This window comes from Stenotrophomonas sp. 21LCFQ19 (assembly GCF_056861425.1).
Window position 1 is genome coordinate 421,237 of sequence record NZ_JBSPUF010000002.1, and the last position, 20,763, is coordinate 441,999.

Here is a 20,763-nt window from a genome sequence, read left to right on the forward strand (position 1 = left end):
GGATGTTGAGTATTGCAGCCAAGTCGCACATGGTGTCGGACCGAGCATTCATCCGCGCGGGATTGCTTCTTGTAGCACTGCTATCGCTTTTGGCAGGTTCCGCCAAGGCCACCGAAGTGGCCAGAGAGATTTCGCTATTGGCGCGTGCCAGTGCTTCAAATACTGAACTTGAATTTCGAAACGGGGATGAGGATTGGCTGCGGGCCAAGGGCGTGCTGGTCCTTGGGGTTGCCTCGCCAAGCTTCATTCCGCTCGAAATTTTCTCCGGCAATGATCGTTTTGAAGGAGTCACTGCCGATGCTTTCGGTGCGATTGGCGAAATGCTTGGCGTAGAGCTTCGGGTCATTCGCTTCCCCGACAGGTCGGCTGCTTTGCGTGCCTTGGAGCAGGGTGCCGTCGATATGGTTGGCAGCGCCAACAGCTACGAATTGACGGGGCATCCGATACGCTTGACTGAGCGCTATGCTGAAGATACACCGGTGATCTACATGCGCAAGTCAGAGCGCCGACGCATGCCTCCGGCGCTCGCGGGTATGCGCATCGCTGTGGCGGAGGACTATCTTCCGCAAGCCGCGATTCGGCATCTGTATCCAGATGCCGTCATCTCCAGCTATCGCTCGCGCGAGCAGGCACTGGCGTCGCTGGCCTTTGGTAGCGCGGATCTCTATCTTGGGGACATGGTTTCCAGTAACTATCTGGTTAATCTTAGTTACTTCAATCATGTGCGCACGATGGTGGTCCCGCGCATGGATACGGACGGTTTTGCGTTCGCAGTGCGTGAGGATGCTGCGACATTGGAGCGTGTTGTCAATCTTGCGCTGGCCGAACTTCAGAAGACCAATGGCAATGAGATTCTGAAGCGCTGGTCCGGCGGTGGCGGCATCGTGCAGTCAGCGCGTATCGAACTCAGTGCGGTAGAGCAGCGCTGGATAGACGAGAATCCGGTGGTTCGATTCGTCGCCAGCAACGACACGGCTCCGCTTTCCTACTTTGATACCGACGGTCGTTTCAGTGGTTTGAGCGCCGACATCATGCGCGTGATAGCGCAGCGCACCGGTGTGGAGTTCGAGCCGGTTCGGGTGTCCCGGCTTGATCAGCAGATGGCTGCGCTGGAGGCTGGAACAGCGGACGTGACCATGTTGGTGCCGACTGCGTCGCGTGCACAACGATTCAGTTTCTCTCGTCCGTTCGTACAGACCTCATTTGGCATAGTCACGCGTGAAGGAAACGGGAGCCCGGTTTCGCTTGGTGATCTTCGCGGAATGCGCATTGCATTGCCGGCCCGTCATGCATTGAGGGAAATGCTGTTGCCGGCATCGGACTATCAGTTTGTTGAGACCGATACACTGGCGGCAGCCATGGGACTGGTGAATGACGGCAAGGCGGATGCCACCATTGCGTTTCTGCCGATGGCGCTCTACTACACATCCGTGCTTCATGACGGAAAGCTGCGCGTATCAGACGTGGTGGAGGACACGCCGGCGCGACTGGCCATCGCCACGCGTAAGGATCTGCCTGAACTGGCCAGTATCATCGACAAGGCGGTGATGCAGATTCCGCCAGATGAAGTGGACATTTTCCAAAGCCGTTGGCGGCCACGTCCGGACGTCTCACCGGCAACGTGGACGGATTTCCGCTCCTTGATCTACAAGGTAACGGCAGGAATGTTGCTGCTTGTGCTTGTATCGTTGATATGGAATGTACATATCCGCTCGCAGTACCGCCGCCGACAGGTAGCTGAGGACGCGCTGGGTGAACAGTTGAATTTCATGCGTTCGTTGATCAATGGAACGCCGCACCCCATCTATGTCCGCGACGAGCAGGGCAGGTTGGTTACCTGCAACACCAACTACCTTGACATGCTCGCGGTGACCGAGACGAAAGTGCTCGGTAAGACCTCGATGGAAGGTGCCAAGCTCGATCCGCTGGAAGCACAGAGTTTCCACGAGGACTATCTATGGGTGATGGCCAACGGCAAACCGCTTGAAGTGGACCGCACGCTGCACCTGCCCGGGCGGGTTCTGAGTATCTACCACTGGATCTATCCGTACTTCGATTCGCAGGGGCAGGCCAAAGGCGTGGTCTGTGGGTGGATCGATGTGAGCGACCGTCTGCATCTGATGGAAGAGCTGCGCCGTGCGCTTGCCGCCGCTGATCAGTCGAGCCGGGCCAAGACCACCTTCCTGGCGACCATGAGCCACGAGATCCGCACTCCCATGAGTGCAATCATCGGCATGCTTGAGCTTGCGCAGAAGCACGCTGATCAGGGGCGTCTTGATAGGCAGGCCATCGCGGTTGCATATGACTCGGCGCATGGCCTGTTGGAGTTGATCGGCGACATCCTGGATGTGGTCCGCATTGAATCAGGCCATGTCAGCCTGAGCCCGAAGCACGCCAATCTGCGTGAGATGATCGAATCTGTGGCGCGGGTGTTCAAAGGCCTGGCAAGGCAGAAGGCCCTGCACCTGATACTGGAGCTTGACCCCAGTGTGGACTGCGACGTGTCCATCGATCCGATGCGCTTCAAGCAGGTGCTGTCCAACCTCGTCGGCAACGCCATCAAGTTTACTGATCGTGGCCAGGTAACTATTCGCGTGAGAACGGTTTCGGTGGCAGAGGCGCAGCTGCGTCTGCAACTGGAGGTAGCTGATACCGGTATAGGTATCGCCGATGCGGATATCGCGCGTCTGTTTGATCCGTTCGCACAGGCCGACCACGGCCACAGTACGCGCGGTGGAACCGGTCTGGGTTTGCCGATCTGCAGGTTTCTTTGCGAGTTGATGGGGGGCGACATCTCCATCCGGAGCTCGTTGGGCGAAGGGACGACGGTGATGCTGAACTTGCCGTTGGAGGTTTTGCCTGCAATCTCGGCCGGGGTGGATAGTGTGCCGACGTTAGATGCCACGCATCCAAGTCTGAAGGTGCTTGTGGTAGACGATCACTCGGCCAACCGTAGCTTGCTTACCCAGCAATTGGAGTTTCTTGGGCAAAGCGTACGCAGCGCAGCTGATGGACGTGAAGGTCTGGACTGCTGGTTGCAGGGAGGCGTTGACGTTGTCGTTACCGATTGCAATATGCCGGTAATGAATGGGCATGAGATGGCCCGGGCAATTCGACGCCATGAAAAAAGCCGTGGTCAGCCGCCGTGCGTGATCATCGGCTTTACTGCCAATGCGCAGCCCGAGGAGCGGGCAAAGTGCATTGCGTCGGGCATGGATGATTGCCTCTTCAAACCGGTGAGTCTGAGCACACTCTCCAGCATGCTGGTTGCACTGGGTGATGTGACGGGCGCGAGCCCAACGCAGGTGCGTCAACGGCAGATCAACGACATCGCCTCGACACTGTGGGAACTGACCGGTGGTGACACCGCGATGACACGTAGCCTGGTCGCTGAGGCACATGGCAGCTTCGTCCGTGACCTGGCCGAACTGGAGGCATTGCTGCCGGAGTTTGAGCCGCGTGCAATGTCCAATCTTGCCCATCGCATCAACGGTGGGGTGCGCCTGTTGCAGGTTTCGCACCTGATGGACATCTGCGAGCGCATTGAGCTTCTTTGCGATCGGCCTGAAGTGGAACTCGACGAAATCACTGCAAACGCGCAGTTCATTGCCAGTGAGTTGCCCGCCATCATCGCAGTGCTTGCGGCCATGTGTGCGGCGGACCCATAGCCTCATTCGCCGGTCGGGCAGTTTGGCCCGCAGCGTCAGCCGCGGGCGATGCCAAGAATCCGCTCGGCGATCCGGTCCAGCGGCAGCACTTCATCGGTGGCACCCAGGCGCACTGCGCTACCTGGCATGCCCCATACGACCGAACTTGCTTCGTCCTGGGCCAATGTGGTCGCACCGGCCTGTTTCATCTCCAGCAGGCCGCGTGCACCGTCCTCGCCCATGCCGGTCAGGATCACCCCAACCGCATTGGCGCCGGCATTCTGTGCGACCGAGCGGAACAGCACATCGACCGCGGGCTTGTGCAGGTTGACCGGTACGCCGTCGTCAACCCGGCAACGCCAGCGCGCACCATCGCGGATCACCCGTAAGTGGCGACCGCCGGCGGGCAGGTAGGCATGGCCGGGCAGAATGGCTTCACCATCGCTGGCCTCGCGTACCGACATTGCCGAGTGACGATCCAGACGCTCGGCAAAGGCGGTGCTGAAGCTGGCAGGGAGGTGCTGGGTCATCACAATGGCGGGCGCATCGGCTGGCATCATTTCCAGCACCACGCGCAGGGCTTCAGTGCCGCCGGCGGAAGCGCCGATGGCGATCAGGCGATCCGTGGTGCGGAAACCGAGACTGCTGGCGCTGGCCGGCCGCTGCGGCAGCCGACGTGGACCGCCAGCGATGGCGCGTACCCGCGAACGCGCGGCCATCTTCACCTTGCTGCGGATCTCCTCCGCGTATGCGTCCAGCCCGCGTGCGACGTCGAGCTTGGGCTTGGCGACGAAATCCACCGCGCCCAACGACAAGGCCTGCAGGGTGGTATCGGCGCCGCGCTCGGTCAGTGACGACACCATGACCACGGGCATCGGGTGCAGGCGCATCAGGTTCTCGAGGAAGGCCAAGCCGTCCATGCGCGGCATCTCGACGTCCAGGGTCAGCACATCGGGGTTGAGCCGTTTGATTTTCTCGCGAGCCAGCAGCGGATCGGCGGCAGTACCTACAACTTCGATGGCCGGGTCCGCGGCGAGAATTTCGGTCAGCACCTGGCGAACCAGTGCCGAATCGTCGACGATCAAGACCCGGCAGGGTGCCTGCAGGTTCATTCAAACAACTCCACGCCACCACTGACCGGGGTGTGCGACAGACGGGCGCGAACGGCGGTTTCGGTGGCGACCACTTCGGCATCGTGGGCATGCGGCAAGCGCTGCACCACTACGCGGCCGGTGATCGGGAAGAACCAGATCTTGCGCGGATGAATGCCGCATAGATCTTCAGCAACAATCGGGATGTGCTCGGCACGCAGGTACTGGCGCACGAACTCGGCGTTGCGGGTGCCCACCGGATTGCTGGTGAAGCCCTTGAGCACGTTGGCGCCGCCAAACACCTTGGCTTCCAGTCGCTTGCGATGGGCACCACGCTTGAGCAGGTCGTTGATCAGCAGTTCCATGGCGTAGCTGCCGTAGCGCGCGGGCGCGCCGTCGCCGATATTGCCTTCGGGCAGCAGGAAGTGATTCATGCCGCCGATGCCCAGGATGGGGTCGCGGATGCAGGCAGCAACACAGGAGCCCAGGATGGTGGTCAACGCGGTGTCGTCATCCACCACCAGGTACTGGGTTGGCAACAGCTTGGCGGCAATCGTCTGGAAACGGGTGTCGCGGTAACGCATCACCTCATCGGGATGTTGCTGGGGATTTTTCATGCGCCGTTCCTGCGGCTGCGGCGGTACAACGTGCGGCCACAGGGCTGGATGACATCAGCCGCATGCAGGTAGTTCTCCGAGTGGCCGGTATAGAGCAGGCTGTCATCGTCCATGTGCTGTACCAGCCGCGACAGGATGCCGCGCTGGGTGGGCTTGTCGAAGTAGATCATCACATTGCGGCAGAACAGCGCATCGAATGGGCCGCCAACGTCGTAGCGGTTGGCCAGAAGATTGAGCGGACGGAACTCGATGAGTGCGCGCAGTGCCGGTACGACCCGGCACTTGCCTTCATTGGGACCACTGCCACGCTGGAAGTAGCGGCGCTTCATGGCGGGGTCCAGGCCCGCGATGCGGTCCATTGCGTAGACGCCCTGGCTGGCCGTGGCCAGGACCTGGGTGTCGACGTCAGTGGCGATGATGCGCACAGGCGGCGTCATCGACGAGAACGCCTCACAGGCCGTGATCGCCATGGAGTAGGGCTCTTCGCCAGTGGAGGCAGCGCACGACCACAGTTTCAGCGGCGCGCGAGGCGCACGCGCCTGCAATTCCTCGCGCAGCTTGTCGAAATGATGCGGCTCGCGGAAGAACGAGGTCAGGTTGGTGGTGAGCGCATTGGTGAATGCCTGCCATTCCTCGCCGCCGTGCTGCTCCAGCTGGTCCAGGTAATCCTTGAACGAGCGCAGGCCCAGGTTGCGCAGCCGCCGCGACAAGCGGCCATAGACCATGTCGCGCTTGGCCGGCGCCAGTGCGATGCCCGCACGCGCGTGGATCAGCTCGCAGACGCGGCGGAAGTCACGGTCGTTGAACTCGAAGTCGCGCTCGTTGCTGTCCATATCGATCATGGGGTTTGTGTGCTCAGCTGGCCAACGCCAGCGCTTGTGACGGGTTTGCCGCAGCAGGCTTGGCACTCAGCTGGAACACCGCCACAGCCTCGTCAAGCAACGTGGCCTGTTCTTCCATCGCGCGCGCAGCGGCGGTGGCTTCCTCGACCAGGGCAGCATTCTGTTGGGTGGTTTCGTCCATCTGCATGACGGTCTGGTTGACCTGCTCGATGCCAGCAGTCTGCTCCTGCGAAGCTGCGGATATCTCGGCCATAATGTCGGTGACGCGCTGTACCGCGGTGACGATTTCGCCCATCGTCGAACCGGCTTGCTGCACCAGCTGCGAGCCTTCGTCGACGCGCTCGACGGAGTCCTCGATCAACGTCTTGATTTCCTTGGCTGCGCCTGCCGAACGTTGGGCGAGGGTGCGGACTTCGGCAGCAACCACCGCAAAGCCGCGGCCCTGTTCACCGGCACGCGCGGCTTCGACTGCAGCGTTCAGCGCCAGGATGTTGGTCTGGAAGGCGATGCCATCGATCACGCTGATGATGTCGGCGATGCGGCGCGAAGACTGCTGGATCTGACCCATGGTGGTCACCACTTCGTCGACCACCAGGCCACCGCGGGAGGCAACTCCGGCGGCACCGATCGCCAGCTGGTTGGCCTGTCGCGCGGATTCTGCATTCTGGCGCACGGTGGAGGTCAGTTCCTCCATCGAGGCCGCGGTCTCCTCAAGGTTGGCAGCCTGCATCTCGGTGCGGCGCGAGAGATCGGCGTTGCCGGTGGCAATCTCGCCTGCGGCCAGATTGATGCTGTCAGCCGACTGCTGGATGCCCGAAACAATGCCTGCAAGCTGGGTGACGGTGCTGTTGGCATCTTCGCGCATGCTGGCGAAGACGCCCTGGGCGTCGCCGCTCAGCTTGACGGTGAGGTCGCCTTCGGCCAGTGCCTGCAACAGGCGTGATACTTCGCCCAGGTTGTCGTCGCTGACCTGCATCATGGTGTTCAGTGAACGGACCATCGCATGGAAGTCGTGTTCGAAGCGACCCTCATCGCCGCGCTGGCTGAAATCGCCGGCGGCTGCTGCGCTACCCAGACGCTTGATCTCGCTGTTGATGGCGGCGAGGTTGCGCTTGATTGCGGCCATGGTGTCGGTGATGACGCGCTTGTCGCCCGGCAGTACCGGCATGTCCTGGCTGAGGTCACCAACAGCGTATCGCTGTGCCAAGGCGATGACCTGCATTTTCACATCGATGTGATTGCTGACCAGGACGTTGGTTTCTTCCACCATTACCCCGTAGTCGCCGGGGAAGCTGCTGGAATCGATCCGATAGCGGATCATGCCGGCATCGTGCTGGCGCGCCATCTCCGCCTGCGCGCCGATCACTGCGCGCAGCTGGTCCTGCATGTGCGACATGCTGCTGAGCAGCTGGCCGGTCTCGTCCTTGCTGGGCGCAGCGATGCGGTTGTCCATGCGGCCGTTGGCAATGGCGGTGGCAACGGCGGTTGCGTTGCGCAATGGCAGCACGATGCGGTTGCCAATGATCCAGCTCAGTGCCAGGACCAGCAGTACCAGCACACCGCCGGCCACCGTCATGATTGCAGTGAATTTCAGGGCCTGGGCCTGCAGGTCGTCCATGTAGACGCCGCTCGAGACCACCCAGTTCCAGGGGGTATACATCCCGGCATAGGCAAGCTTGCCGACCACGCCATCCTTGCCGGGCTTCGCCCAGCTGTAGGCCACGTAGCCGCCGCCCTTGCGTGCAGCCTCGACCTGGTCGTAGTACACACGCACGCCATCCTCGCCACGGAAGTCCTTCATGTCCTTGCCAACCAGATCGGCACGGAACGGATGCATCAACAGCACATAGTCGTTGCTGTAGATGTTGAAGTAATTGACGTCGCCATCGGAACGCATTTTCTGCAGTGCAGCCATCGCGTACTTCTGGGCATCCTGTAGCGGCATCGCGCCGGTTTCGGCTTCCTTGGCGTAGTGGTCCAGCACGCCATAGCTCATCTCCACCTGGGCGCGAAGTGCTTGCTTGCGGGTCTCGTACAGGTCCAGGTACTGCATGCGCGCCGCGATGACCGACAGGGCGATGACGCCAATGACGATCAGCGCGGTCAACAGGTTCAGCTTGCGCCTGACCGAGATATTGGAGATGTAGTTGTTCCAGAGCGAAGAGATGGTCATCGAATCCGCTGGTTACCTTGCGGTATCAGCGCTGCGTGAAGGGATAACGGGTTATCGGCCGCGCAGGGCGCGAGTTGAGCGGCAAGGCGCGAGCGTCTTGCAGAAGCAGTGGATTCGTTCACGTATGCGAAGAAGGGGCGTGTTGCCGTGTCATTCGGTTGTGGGAGCGGCGTAAGCCGCGAAGCTATTGGTGCTCACAGTCGTCGGCGGTGCCTCAACCGACGGTAGGTCAGCTTCGCGGCTTACGCCGCTCCCACAAACAAAGAAATCCGATGCCAGGGACTGGCATCGGATTTCGGGTCACTCACTTGCTCAGGTTGATGGCGTTGCCGTCGAAAACCGAGAAACGTGCTGCTTAGAACTCCTGCCAATCCGAGTCGGCCAGTTCAGCTACGGCGGTGCGTGCGGCCGCGGCGCGACGACGCGGTGCCGGTGCTGCTGCCTGGACGGCAGGGCGGGGCGCCGGTTCACGCACGTAAGCCGGGTTGTCGGTGACTGCAACGCCTTCTTCCAGCTGGAACACGGACACCACGTTTGCCAGATGTGCAGCCTGCTCTTCCATCGAGCGGGCGGACGCGGTGGCTTCCTCCACCAGCGCAGCGTTCTGCTGGGTGGTTTCATCCATCTGCACAATGGTCTGGTTGACCTGTTCGATGCCGGCGGACTGCTCCTGCGAGGCAGCGGAGATCTCTGCCATGATGTCGGTCACGCGTTGCACCGAGGCGACAATCTCGCCCATGGTGGTACCGGCCTTGCGGACCAGGGCCGAGCCGTCGGCGACCTTGCCGACCGAGTCGTCGATCAGGCCCTTGATTTCCTTGGCTGCACCCGCCGAACGCTGTGCAAGCGTACGCACTTCCGAGGCGACGACGGCAAAGCCGCGGCCCTGTTCGCCGGCGCGTGCGGCTTCCACCGCTGCATTCAAGGCCAGGATGTTGGTCTGGAAGGCGATGCCGTCGATGACCGAGATGATCTCGGCGATCTTGCGCGAGGACTGCTCGATCTGGGTCATGGTGGTCACCACCTGGCTGACCACTTCGCCGCCCTGCGAGGCTACCGAGGCCGCGCCGATGGCGAGCTGGTTGGCCTGGCGTGCCGACTCGGCGTTCTGGCGTACGGTGGAGGTCAGTTCCTCCATCGACGCAGCCGTTTCTTCGAGGTTGGCGGCCTGCTGCTCGGTACGGCGCGACAGATCGTTGTTGCCTGCGGCAATCTCGGTGGCAGCCGAGTTGATCGACACCGAGGACTGCTTGATGCGGCCGACGATGCCGGTCAGCTGCTCGGCGGTGGCGTTGGCATCGTCACGCATGGTGGCGAATACGCCCTGGTATTCGCCGTGCATGCGCACGGTCAGGTCGCCGCGGGACAGGCCCGACAGCAGTGCGGAAATCTGCTCCAGGCTGCTGGCATTGGCGTCGAGCAGGCCGTTGATCTGGCTGGCCAGCTGCAGGAAGAAGCCGTCCTTGTCGGCGGTTTCGATCCGACCGCTGAGGTCGCCCGCGGCGGCAGCCTCGATGATGCGCGCAACTTCCTTCTCGACCTGGGCCTCGGTGCTGCGGTCGCGCCACTCAACGACGTGGCCAACGGCGACATTGTTGTCGTCGCGGATAACCGAGATGGTCTGTGCGAACTCGGCATCCCCAAAGCGCATCTCGCGCTTGAACACGCCGGTCTTGTCGAGTGCTTCCAGTACCTTGCCGTCCACTTCGCCACGATGCTCAAGCACGGTAACCGGCTGGCCGATCAGCGCCTTGCTGGCGTCGAAGTGACTGAGTGCGCCGGTGATCTGCTCGTGGTGTTCATTGAGCTTGTCGAGCAGGGCGCGGTTGGCGTAGACGATTTCCAGATCGCTATTGGTCAGGAACACGCCGGTAGACGAGTAATCCAGTGCGGTGCGGATGCGCAGGTTCTCGTTGGCAACGACCTGGTCACGCTCGATGCGTTCGCGCAGGTCACGCTGCATACGTTGCATGGCGCGCAGCAGGTCGCCAACTTCGTCGGCGCGCGACACGTCGATGGAGCCGTCCAGCTTGCCGCTTGCGACTTCGGTTGCAACGTCAACGGCACCGCGCATTGCCTTGACCAGCGAGGCGGCGAACAACCAGATCAGTGCCAGGCCGGCGGCACCGCCGACCACTACGGCGACGATGATGAGCAGGGCGGAGGCGCGATAGGTTTCCGCGGCTTGCTTGGCGGCTGCCTGGGCACGGGTATTGTCATTTGCAGCCAGTGCCTGCAGGGCCGTATAGGCATTGCGATGCAGATTGCGGGTCTCGCCAACGAAGGTGTCGATGGCGTCATCCGGCAAGTCCAGAGCCAGCATTTCAGTGACCGCGTCATAGGAAGCAGCGGTCTTGCCCCAGTCGGCGACGAATTTGTCGAACAGCTTCTTCTGTTCGGGGCTGTCGATCAGCTTCGGATAGGCGGCGATGGTGGTGTCGATCTGCATGCGCAGCTCGGTGGCACGCGCCTTCGCGTCGGCTTTGACGTCATCGCTTGCGCGCACCAGGCTCTGATAGGACGCATTGCGGTATTCGCTGACCATACCACTCAACTCACCGGTGGTGCGAAGGCTGGGCATGCGGTTTTCAGCGAGGTCGGTGGTGACGTTGTTCAGCGAATGCAGGCCGCGATAAGCGACGATGCCCTGCAACAACATGACGAACAGCACGACGCCGAAGGTAAGCATCAGCTTCGGTTTCAGTTTCAGCGAGTTGATCCACTGCATCTTGCGCGATCTCCGGGAACAGGCCCCGCCATGTCACAGGGGCGGGGTGGCGCGCCGGCGGGACCGGCGCGACGAAAGGCGGATTACTTGATGTTTGCCAGCTTCAGGCCGGCCGGCGACGCCACTTCGATTTCGGCGCGCGACGCATCGCGCTGGATCTTGCCGATCACGCAGACGGTCTTGCCTTCCAGGGTTTCCAGCGGGAAGCCGAACTTGCTGCGGTTGCTGCCGGCGATGCGTGCCGAGAAGGTGTGGCGCGGGAACATGCCGCCCATGTGCAGGAAGGTCGGCTGGCCTTCGGAACCTTCTGCATAGCGGGCCTTTTCAACCTTGCCGCAGACCATGCCGTCCTTGCCGGCAAAGCGTGCTGCGGCTTCCGGCGGGATCATCTCGGCATCGGCGGCGGCGTCGAAGGCGACGGTCGCCAGTACGGTGGCAGCAAACAGCGGAAGTACATGCTTGTACATCGGAAACTCCGGATAGGGATAGAGGGCCAGTCGGGGAGGACAGGCATGCAATCGCTATCGGCCCGCAGACGTGGGGCTTGAATTGCATGCGCGGAACTGTGATCGACTTTGCGAAATGGCTGCTCAGGCTGCTTCTTCGGCGACACTCGGCTGACCAAGATCGGCGGTATCGAGCAGGGTCTCGATATCCAGCAGGATCAGCATGCGATCGTCCTGGGTGCCGATGCCGGAGATGAAGCGGGTATCGACTGCAGCGCCGAATTCCGGGGTCGGGCGGATCTGCTCGGCGTTGAGCGGGATCACGTCGGAAACGCTGTCCACGACGATGCCGACAACGCGGTCTTCGACGTTGAGCACGATCATCACGGTGAAGGCGTCATAGCGTGCTTCGTCCAGACGCAGCTTCAGGCGAAGGTCGATGACCGGCACGATGGTGCCGCGCAGGTTGATGACACCCTTGATGTAGTCGGGGGCATCGGGGACGCGGGTGACGGCGTCATAACCGCGGATTTCCTGCACTTTCAGGATATCCACGCCGTAGTGTTCGTTGCCGAGGGTGAAGCTGAGGTACTCGCCACCGGTGGTATCGGCGGACGTGCTGCGGGAGTCATTCATGGCGGATCCTGGTCCTGGCGGGCTGCCGATGCGATGCGGCTGATGCACCGGTATCGGCGCTGCGGCGGGGGACTTTAGGAGGCCGGCTGGGAATGCCGTGCTGTGATGCGGCGTGGTGTTTGAAATGTGCGCGTCATCATGTTTCGGCGCGCCATTTTTCTGTCGCCCGGGTCTGTCGCGTGGTGCTGCCCGGGACAAGGATCATGCCTGCAGGCGCCGGGTACCTGCTGCGCGGCTTTGGACGTGGCCAGGGCCATCGTCCGGAGTTCAAACCCGGGTGCCCGCTGGAGGGGGTAACTCAATCGCCGTTGCTACGTGCCTTGCGTAGACGATCTATACGGAAGATGTAGCGCTGGATGCTGTTGTCCGCACCGCGTGGCAGGTCATCGAAGCGCAGCCCGATGCGGGTCATCTCCGTGCCATTGGGCTGCTTTTGCTGGCGCAGGTTGCAGACCACCAGCGGGGTTGGGATCGGCGCGCTTTCCGGGATCTCCAGCACGCAGCTATAGCGGCTCTGCAGCTTGAGCAGATTCTGATCGGGTGGCAGCAGCAACGCGATGCCACCCGCGCTGATGTCCAACACCCGCCAGCGGGTGGCTTCACCGCCATCCGGGTCTGGCAGCACGCAATACGGCGAATCGCCGACCGGGGTTTCCAGTCGATAGAACTCACGCCGCTGCAGGTGATAGACCTCCTCCGGCAGGGGGACTTCAAAGGCGACATGGCCGTCGCGCTCGATACGGCGATGACCTTCCAGCTGGAAGCGCACCGTGACCTTGTCGACCTGGCCGAAGCAGAGCAGGTCGCTGGCGGTCTCGACCGAGCGGTTGATCGAGGGCACCGGACTGGCATCGAGCACGAGGCGATGCATGTCCACGTCCAGTACCGCTGATGGGAAGGCCTGGTCACGCCCGTCCGGGTGCACGTTGATCATCGAACGTTGGTCGATCATGGCTTGCAACAGGTGCCGCACCTGATGCGGGTTGCGCACCATGTAGCGGTCGTCGGCATACAGGTTGCCGGCGTGCGGGGAAGGCGTCGGTGCGGGCGATTCTTGGTCGGGCATGGACACGGTTACGGTTGGTCGATGATCGGCGCAGCGCTGATCAATGCGCTACAAAGTGTGATAACGGCCGCCTTTTTAGCATCTTTAGCCGGACTGTTACGAGTTTCTCCATGCGTAGGGGGATCCGCCGACTGTGGCAAGGGGCTTGGCTGTCGGGGCAAGCGTATTGCGGAGAGTCGGAACAACACTGCCATGCCTGCTCGATGGCAGCTGAATACAGGTGTCTTCTTTGCGTGGGATGCGGGAAACATCGATCCAACGGCATGGAGCGCGATGGAGATGGATGCCCAGCGGGAGAGGGGAGGCTGCCCCGGGTGTGACTTGCACCAGGCTATCCGATGCGATGGCTGCGCGCGTCGAGACGACCTTGAGTCACGCTCGCAAGCTGGCCGGTTGCTGCCCCGGGGTCGGGCGTTGGCGACTGCAGTGGCTGCGCCAGCGCTGTGAAGCGACTGGTGTTTTCCGGGCGTGTCAATGCTGAGGCGGATGTCGCGGAGCGCGAGCATGTCGGCGCTCGATGCACGCCGCTTTACCGGGATGACGTTGTGCCGCTTGGGAACTACGGGGGTACAAGGAGCCAGGCGTTGAAATGTCCATGAGCGTTCACTTACCAGGTGCGCAGCGTGAACAACGCATAGCAGAATGCCGGGGCAGCCGACGATGGCGGGCAGGACGGAGAGGTCCTGCCCGCCATTGCCATTGCTGGCTTAGAACTCCTGCCAGTCATCCGTACTGGCAACCGGTGCGCGGCTGGCCGGCTTCGGGATCGCTCGCAGCGCGGGACGAGCACGCGGCGGCGTCGCGTCGGGGCTGGCCGCAACCTTGGCCAAAGAGGCGCTGACCGAGCCGGCCAGACGGAACTGCGCCACTGCATCGGTGAGCTGATGTGCCTGGTTCTCCATGGAACGTGCGGCGGCAGTGGCTTCCTCGACCAGTGCTGCGTTCTGCTGGGTGCTTTCGTCCATCTGCATGACGGTCTGGTTGACCTGGTCGATACCGGTGGACTGCTCCTGCGAGGCTGATGAAATATCAGCCATGATGGTGGTGACACGCTGCACCGAGGCAACGATTTCATCCATGGTGTTGCCAGCGTTGCGTACCAGTTGGGAGCCTTCGGCCACCTTGTCGACCGAGGTGTCGATCAATCCCTTGATCTCCTTGGCTGCCGCCGCCGAACGCTGCGCCAGCGTGCGCACTTCCGAGGCAACTACCGCAAAGCCGCGGCCTTGGTCGCCAGCACGCGCTGCTTCAACCGCAGCATTGAGGGCGAGGATATTGGTCTGGAAGGCAATGCCGTCGATGACGCTGATGATGTCGGCGATTTTCTTCGACGAGGCCTCGATCGCGCTCATGGTGGTCACTACCTGCCCAACCACGCTGCCACCCTGCGCCGCGACCTCGGCCGCACCGCGCGCCAGCTGATCAGCCTGGCGTGCATGCTCGGCATTCTGGCGGACGGTGGAGGTGAGTTCCTCCATGGATGCAGCGGTTTCTTCCAGGTTGGCGGCCTGCTGCTCGGTGCGACGCGAAAGATCATCGTTGCCGGTGGCGATTTCGCTTGCCGACAGGCTGATGCTGCCGCTGGCCGCCTGGATGCGCGAGACGATGTTGGTCAGCTGATCCATGGTGGCGTTGCCATCGTCACGCATGCGGGCGAAAACCCCACGGAAATCACCTTCCATGCGTTGGGTCAGATCGCCTTGGGCAACCGCTTTCAGCAGCTGCGAAAGGTGTCCGAGGTTCTCCTCCGTGGTTTCCATCAACGAGTTGACGCCACCGACCATGTCGCGGAAATCGTGTTCGAACTGGTCTGCATTGCCGCGTTGGCTGAAGTCGCCAGCTGCCGCGGCATTGGCCAGGCGCTTGATCTCGTTGTTGATCGTCGAAAGGCTGGTTTTGGTGCTGTCCATGGCTTGGGTGATGGCGGCTTTCTCGCCCGGCAGACGATCCATGTCCACCGATAGATCGCCGCGGGCGTAATGGCGCATCACCTCGACCACCCGCATCTTGACGCCGATGTGCTGTGCAACGAGTGTGTTGACCTCGCGCACCATGCGCCCGTATTCGCCGGGGAAACGGGATTCGTCGATGCGGAAGCTGATCGCCCCCTGGTCGTGTTCGCGCGCCATCTCGATCTGCGCACCGATAACGGCCTTCAACTGGTTCTGCACGCGCTGCATGGACGCAAGCAGGGCGCCGACCTCGTCCTTGCGGCTGCCGTCGATGGTGCCGTCAAGGCGGCCATTGGCGACATCGTCCGCGGCGCGTAGTGCATCGTTCACCGGGCGCACGATGGCGCGCACGATCACCACGCCCAAGGCGATGGACAACAGGCCGAGCAGCAGCATGCAGACGATGATGGCGGTGGTGCTGCGGGTCTGCGCGGTCTTGGCTGCGGCGACTTCCTTGTCCAGTACCGAGGCAACGTGAACGCTGAGCTTCTCCACCGCGTCAAACAGGTCGCGGCGGCTGACACGCGACTGATCGTTGGATATGGTCTGGGCCAGTTCGGATTGACCCTCGCTGATGGCCTTCTCCATCAAGGCGTGCGCGCTGAAGTAGGCGTCCAGGGTCTTGCCCAGTTCGCCGTAAAGCGCCTGCTGGCTGCTGTCGGCCGGCAGTGCTTCGTACTGCTTGCGGTGCTCGGCCAGTTTCTGCCGCTGTTCGATGATGCGCTGGTTGTACTCGGCGACAAATGCCGGCTCGTCCAGATGGGAGAGCTGGGACAACTCGGCGATGCGGATCTCGGCCAGATCCGCACGCATGCGCTCCAGATACTGCACGGCCGGCATGTAGCGTGCGCTGACCTGGTCGAGCTGGGCGGTGGCCTGATGCAGGCGCTGTACGGCAAAGCCGCCCATGGCCAGGGTGGTGAGGGTGGTCAGGGTGAAAGCAACTGCGAGTTTTCTGGCGATGCTGAGGTTGCGAAAGAACTCCATCTCTAACTCTCCGGATCGACTGCAGATTTGGACGCTGTGGAGGGGTCTCATCCAACCCTGGATTGCACAGCGTAGTGTCCACGCCGCAAGCCTATGCGGGTGTTGTCATAGCCGATAACGGCGTTTTCTTACTGTGCTGTAGGGGGTTCTACGTCCGGAATTCTGAAGGATTCAGCACAATTAGCTGAGTGCGCATCACAAGTCTTAGCCGTTCAAGGACATCAGGATCTTTTAGTGATGCGCCGCTTGGAATGAATGTGCGCCCATTCACCATTTCATATTATTTCACCAGCTCTCTTACGATCATTCGCAGGTGACGGTTTTCAGCGTATTGCTCAAGCCGGTGAATCGCGGAAACAAAAAAGCCCCCGGCATTGGCGGCCGGGGGCTTTGTGTAACGGCGGAGCGGTCAGAATTCCTGCCAGTTCGCCTCATCCAGCTTGCGCGCTGCCTGGCCGCTGCGGTTGCTGACGGCAAGCGGGCGCGGACGGTGTTGCGGATGCTGTGTGACGACTGCGACCGGCGCCTTGTTCGCTGACTTGTTGCCGCTATCCACAGCAGTTCGGAACACCGCCACCGCCTCGGTCAGCTGGTTGGCCTGGTCTTCCATCGAGCGTGCGGCGGCGGTGGCTTCTTCCACCAGCGCGGCGTTCTGCTGGGTGGTTTCGTCCATCTGCATGACGGTCTGGTTGACCTGGTCGATGCCGGCGCTCTGTTCCTGCGAAGCCGCCGAGATCTCGGCCATGATGTCGGTCACGCGCTGCACCGAGGTGACGATCTCGTCCATGGTGGTACCGGCCTGCTGCACCAGCGCCGAGCCTTCGCCGACCTTGCCGACCGAGTCGTCGATCAGGCCCTTGATCTCCTTGGCCGCAGCGGCGGAGCGCTGGGCGAGGGTGCGCACTTCGGAGGCGACCACGGCGAACCCGCGGCCCTGTTCGCCGGCACGCGCGGCTTCCACCGCGGCGTTGAGCGCCAGGATATTGGTCTGGAAGGCGATGCCGTCGATGACGCTGATGATGTCGGCGATCTTCTTCGACGAGGCTTCAATCGCGCTCATGGTGGTGACGACCTGGCCAACCACGGTGCCGCCCTGGCTGGCGACGCCATGCGCGCCGATGGCGAGCTGGTTGGCCTGGCGCGCGTGTTCTGCGTTCTGGCGCACGGTGGAGGTCAGTTCCTCCATCGAGGCCGCGGTTTCTTCCAGGTTGGCAGCCTGCTGCTCGGTGCGGCGCGACAGGTCGCTGTTGCCGGTGGCGATTTCGCTGGCGGCCAGGTTGATGCTGGAGGCCGCGTGCTGGATGCGGCCGATGATGTCGGTCAGCTGTTCAACGGTGGCATTGGCATCGTCGCGCATGTTGGCGAACACGCCGTGGAAATCGCCCTGCATCTTCGCGGTCAGGTCGCCGCGGGCGATGGCCTGCAGCAGCTGCGACAGCTCGGACAGGTTGCCGTCGGTGGTTTCCATCAGCTGGTTGAGGCTGCTGACCATGTCGCGGAAATCATGCTGGTAGGCAGTGGCATCGCCGCGCACCGAGAAGTCGCCCTGTGCGGCGGCACCGGCCAGGCGCTTGATCTCATTGTTGATCGCCGACAGGCTGGCCTTGACCGCATCCACGGTCTCGGTGATGACGGCCTTCTCGCCGGGCAGGCGCTCGATATCAACGGACAGATCGCCATTGGCATAGCGCTTGATGATCTCCAGTGCGGACAGCAGCATCTGGATGTGCGAAGCGACCAGCGCGTTGCTTTCCTTGACCATCACGCCGTAGTCGCCGGGGAAGGCGGTCTCGTCCATGCGGTGGCTGATCACGCCGGCATCATGCTGTTTTGCCATTTCCCGCTGAGCGCCAATCACCGACTGCAGCTGCGACTGCATGCGCTGCATCGAGGTGAGCAGGGCGCCAAGCTCATCGTCACGTTGCACGCTCACAGCATTGTCGAGCTTGCCGGCAGCGATGTTGTCGGACAGCTTGACCGCCTCGTTCAAGGGTTTGAAAACGAACCTGCGCAGCAGCAGGAACAGTGCGCCGCACAGCAGCAGCGCGGCAACGATGCCGACCACGATGATCGTCCACAGCAGCGTACGTGCCTGTTCCATCAGCAGGGCGCGCGGCACCACGACGCCGAAGGCGAAGCTCTGCTCGGCATCGCCGATCTTCAGCGGAACATAGGTTTCCACCACGTCTTCGTCGAGGACCGGATCACGGCGCTGCTCGAAGGTGATCTTGTTGCTGGCGGTGTTGGCCAGCAGCGCACGGGTGTCGGCATCATCGGCCTTGCTGCCGACCTTGGCCGGATCACGGTCGGCGATGATGGTGCCCGCCGGCGACAGCAGGCGGACGTAGCCTTCCTGCATCGGGCGCATCTTGGACAGGCGGTCCTGCAGCGACTGCAGGGCGAAATCCACCGTGACGACGCCCAGGAACTGGCCGTCCTGCACGATCGGGGTCGCCAGCGTGGTCATCAGGATCTTCTTGCCGCCGATCTCATAGCTGTACGGTTCCAGCACCGATGGCTTCTTGGTCGCGGCCGGCTGCAGGTACCAGTCGCCGTCGCCGGGTACGTCATAGCCACGCAGCGGTTCCTGCACCGGTGCGCCACCCTGCCAGGCCCAGTAACTCATGAAACGGCCGCTGGCGTCATGGCCGTCGGCGTCGACATGGTTGGCATCGTCTCCGTCGAAGGCCTGCGGCTCCCACAAGGTGCCCACACCCACCCACTGCGGATTGTCCAGGGCTTGGGATTGCATCACCTGGGCAGCGCTCACGCGGCTGAAGCCGCCTTGCTGGCGAAGTGCAAGGAAGCTGCGCGACAAGGTGTCGTTGGCTTCAAAGCCGTGGCCGAGTTCGGTGGAGATGCGTTGCGCCTCGAGCTGGGCGATGTTCTCAAGGCTTACCCGCGAGGCTGACAGCAGTGCGTCGCTGCTGCGCAGGTAGATGAACAGTGCGGTGAGGCCAAATGCGACGGTCGCGACCAATGCCGTTCCCAGCATCAAGCGCATTGCAATACTGCGGGTAAGGAAACTCGTGGGCAAAGACATGGGTTACTGCTGGCCTGGTGTGTTGGGATTTCTCAGTACATCGGCATCTGGAGGCGGAGCTGGAGCGTTTTGTTGCACTGAATTGACGACGCCCCTATTCAGGGGCGTCGTTCATACATGTGCAGCTGGCGATCAGAATTCCTGCCAGTCACCGTCGTTGTCGACGCGCACGGCGGCATTGCCGCGTTGCGCCGGGGCGACTGCACGCAGACGACGGGCCGGGGTGGGTGCGGCGGGGGTAAACGCAGCTTTGGCCTGCTGGGGCTGCACCACAACGGCTTGCGCTGCACCGGTGCGGAATACTGCTACTGCCTCGGTCAGCTGGTTGGCCTGGTCTTCCATCGAGCGTGCGGCGGCGGTGGCTTCTTCCACCAGCGCGGCGTTCTGCTGGGTGGTTTCGTCCATCTGCATGACGGTCTGGTTGACCTGGTCGATGCCGGCGCTCTGTTCCTGCGAAGCCGCCGAGATCTCGGCCATGATGTCGGTCACGCGCTGCACCGAGGTGACGATCTCGTCCATGGTGGTACCGGCCTGCTGCACCAGCGCCGAGCCTTCGCCGACCTTGCCGACCGAGTCGTCGATCAGGCCCTTGATCTCCTTGGCCGCAGCGGCGGAGCGCTGGGCGAGGGTGCGCACTTCGGAGGCGACCACGGCGAACCCGCGGCCCTGTTCGCCGGCACGCGCGGCTTCCACCGCGGCGTTGAGCGCCAGGATATTGGTCTGGAAGGCGATGCCGTCGATGACGCTGATGATGTCGGCGATCTTCTTCGACGAGGCTTCAATCGCGCTCATGGTGGTGACGACCTGGCCAACCACGGTGCCGCCCTGGCTGGCGACGCCATGCGCGCCGATGGCGAGCTGGTTGGCCTGGCGCGCGTGTTCTGCGTTCTGGCGCACGGTGGAGGTCAGTTCCTCCATCGAGGCCGCGGTTTCTTCCAGGTTGGCAGCCTGCTGCTCGGTGCGGCGCGACAGGTCGCTGTTGCCGGTGGCGATTTCGCTGGCGGCCAGGTTGATGCTGGAGGCCGCGTGCTGGATGCGGCCGATGATGTCGGTCAGCTGTTCAACGGTGGCATTGGCATCGTCGCGCATGTTGGCGAACACGCCGTGGAAATCGCCCTGCATCTTCGCGGTCAGGTCGCCGCGGGCGATGGCCTGCAGCAGCTGCGACAGCTCGGACAGGTTGCCGTCGGTGGTTTCCATCAGCTGGTTGAGGCTGCTGACCATGTCGCGGAAATCATGCTGGTAGGCAGTGGCATCGCCGCGCACCGAGAAGTCGCCCTGTGCGGCGGCACCGGCCAGGCGCTTGATCTCATTGTTGATCGCCGACAGGCTGGCCTTGACCGCATCCACGGTCTCGGTGATGACGGCCTTCTCGCCGGGCAGGCGCTCGATATCAACGGACAGATCGCCATTGGCATAGCGCTTGATGATCTCCAGTGCGGACAGCAGCATCTGGATGTGCGAAGCGACCAGCGCGTTGCTTTCCTTGACCATCACGCCGTAGTCGCCGGGGAAGGCGGTCTCGTCCATGCGGT

The 20,763-nt window shown here is 62.5% G+C and carries 12 protein-coding genes; 1 reads left to right on the plus strand and 11 read right to left on the minus strand.

The annotated features are described in order from the left end of the window. Window positions 1-2: 2 nt before the first annotated feature. Window positions 3-3,668 carry a transporter substrate-binding domain-containing protein gene (locus tag AC13FW_RS04040; protein ID WP_482988260.1) on the plus strand — a complete coding sequence of 1,222 codons (3,666 nt, stop codon included), beginning with the start codon at window positions 3-5 and terminating at the stop codon, window positions 3,666-3,668. Window positions 3,669-3,703: 35 nt separating this feature from the next. Here the strand turns inward: AC13FW_RS04040 and AC13FW_RS04045 are convergent, their stop codons facing one another. The 11 genes from AC13FW_RS04045 to AC13FW_RS04095 form a co-directional block, all read right to left on the minus strand. Beyond that, complete coding sequence (locus AC13FW_RS04045) at window positions 3,704-4,759, minus strand: protein-glutamate methylesterase/protein-glutamine glutaminase (RefSeq protein ID WP_482988261.1); 1,056 nt, start codon at window positions 4,757-4,759, stop codon at window positions 3,704-3,706. After that, a complete protein-coding gene (gene cheD, locus AC13FW_RS04050) occupies window positions 4,756-5,355 on the minus strand; it encodes a chemoreceptor glutamine deamidase CheD (protein WP_296248060.1) in 600 nt (199 codons plus the stop codon). Before cheD ends, AC13FW_RS04045 begins: the two co-directional genes overlap by 4 nt. Next, window positions 5,352-6,197 carry a CheR family methyltransferase gene (locus tag AC13FW_RS04055; RefSeq protein ID WP_282268593.1) on the minus strand — a complete coding sequence of 282 codons (846 nt, stop codon included), beginning with the start codon at window positions 6,195-6,197 and terminating at the stop codon, window positions 5,352-5,354. Before AC13FW_RS04055 ends, cheD begins: the two co-directional genes overlap by 4 nt. Window positions 6,198-6,210: 13 nt before the next feature. After that, window positions 6,211-8,370: a methyl-accepting chemotaxis protein gene (locus tag AC13FW_RS04060; RefSeq protein ID WP_482988262.1), complete on the minus strand. Its 2,160-nt coding sequence runs from the start codon at window positions 8,368-8,370 to the stop codon at window positions 6,211-6,213. A gap of 355 nt (window positions 8,371-8,725) precedes the next feature. Beyond that, a complete protein-coding gene (locus AC13FW_RS04065) occupies window positions 8,726-11,098 on the minus strand; it encodes a methyl-accepting chemotaxis protein (RefSeq protein WP_296248053.1) in 2,373 nt (790 codons plus the stop codon). 83 nt (window positions 11,099-11,181) lie between these two features. Beyond that, entirely contained in the window at window positions 11,182-11,565 is a 384-nt protein-coding gene (locus AC13FW_RS04070) for a hypothetical protein (protein WP_482988263.1), read from the minus strand. Between the two features lie 123 nt (window positions 11,566-11,688). Further along, a complete protein-coding gene (locus AC13FW_RS04075; RefSeq protein ID WP_282272732.1) occupies window positions 11,689-12,180 on the minus strand; it encodes a chemotaxis protein CheW in 492 nt (163 codons plus the stop codon). Window positions 12,181-12,478: 298 nt separating this feature from the next. Continuing rightward, entirely contained in the window at window positions 12,479-13,246 is a 768-nt protein-coding gene (locus AC13FW_RS04080) for a flagellar brake protein (protein WP_296248048.1), read from the minus strand. Between the two features lie 707 nt (window positions 13,247-13,953). After that, on the minus strand, window positions 13,954-16,185 hold the full coding sequence (locus AC13FW_RS04085) for a methyl-accepting chemotaxis protein (RefSeq protein WP_482988264.1): 2,232 nt from the start codon (window positions 16,183-16,185) through the stop codon (window positions 13,954-13,956). A gap of 409 nt (window positions 16,186-16,594) precedes the next feature. Continuing rightward, window positions 16,595-19,228: a methyl-accepting chemotaxis protein gene (locus AC13FW_RS04090; protein WP_482988265.1), complete on the minus strand. Its 2,634-nt coding sequence runs from the start codon at window positions 19,226-19,228 to the stop codon at window positions 16,595-16,597. Window positions 19,229-19,360: 132 nt separating this feature from the next. Continuing rightward, window positions 19,361-20,763 (minus strand): methyl-accepting chemotaxis protein (locus AC13FW_RS04095; RefSeq protein ID WP_482988266.1); only part of this gene is annotated, 1,403 nt, incomplete at its 5' end.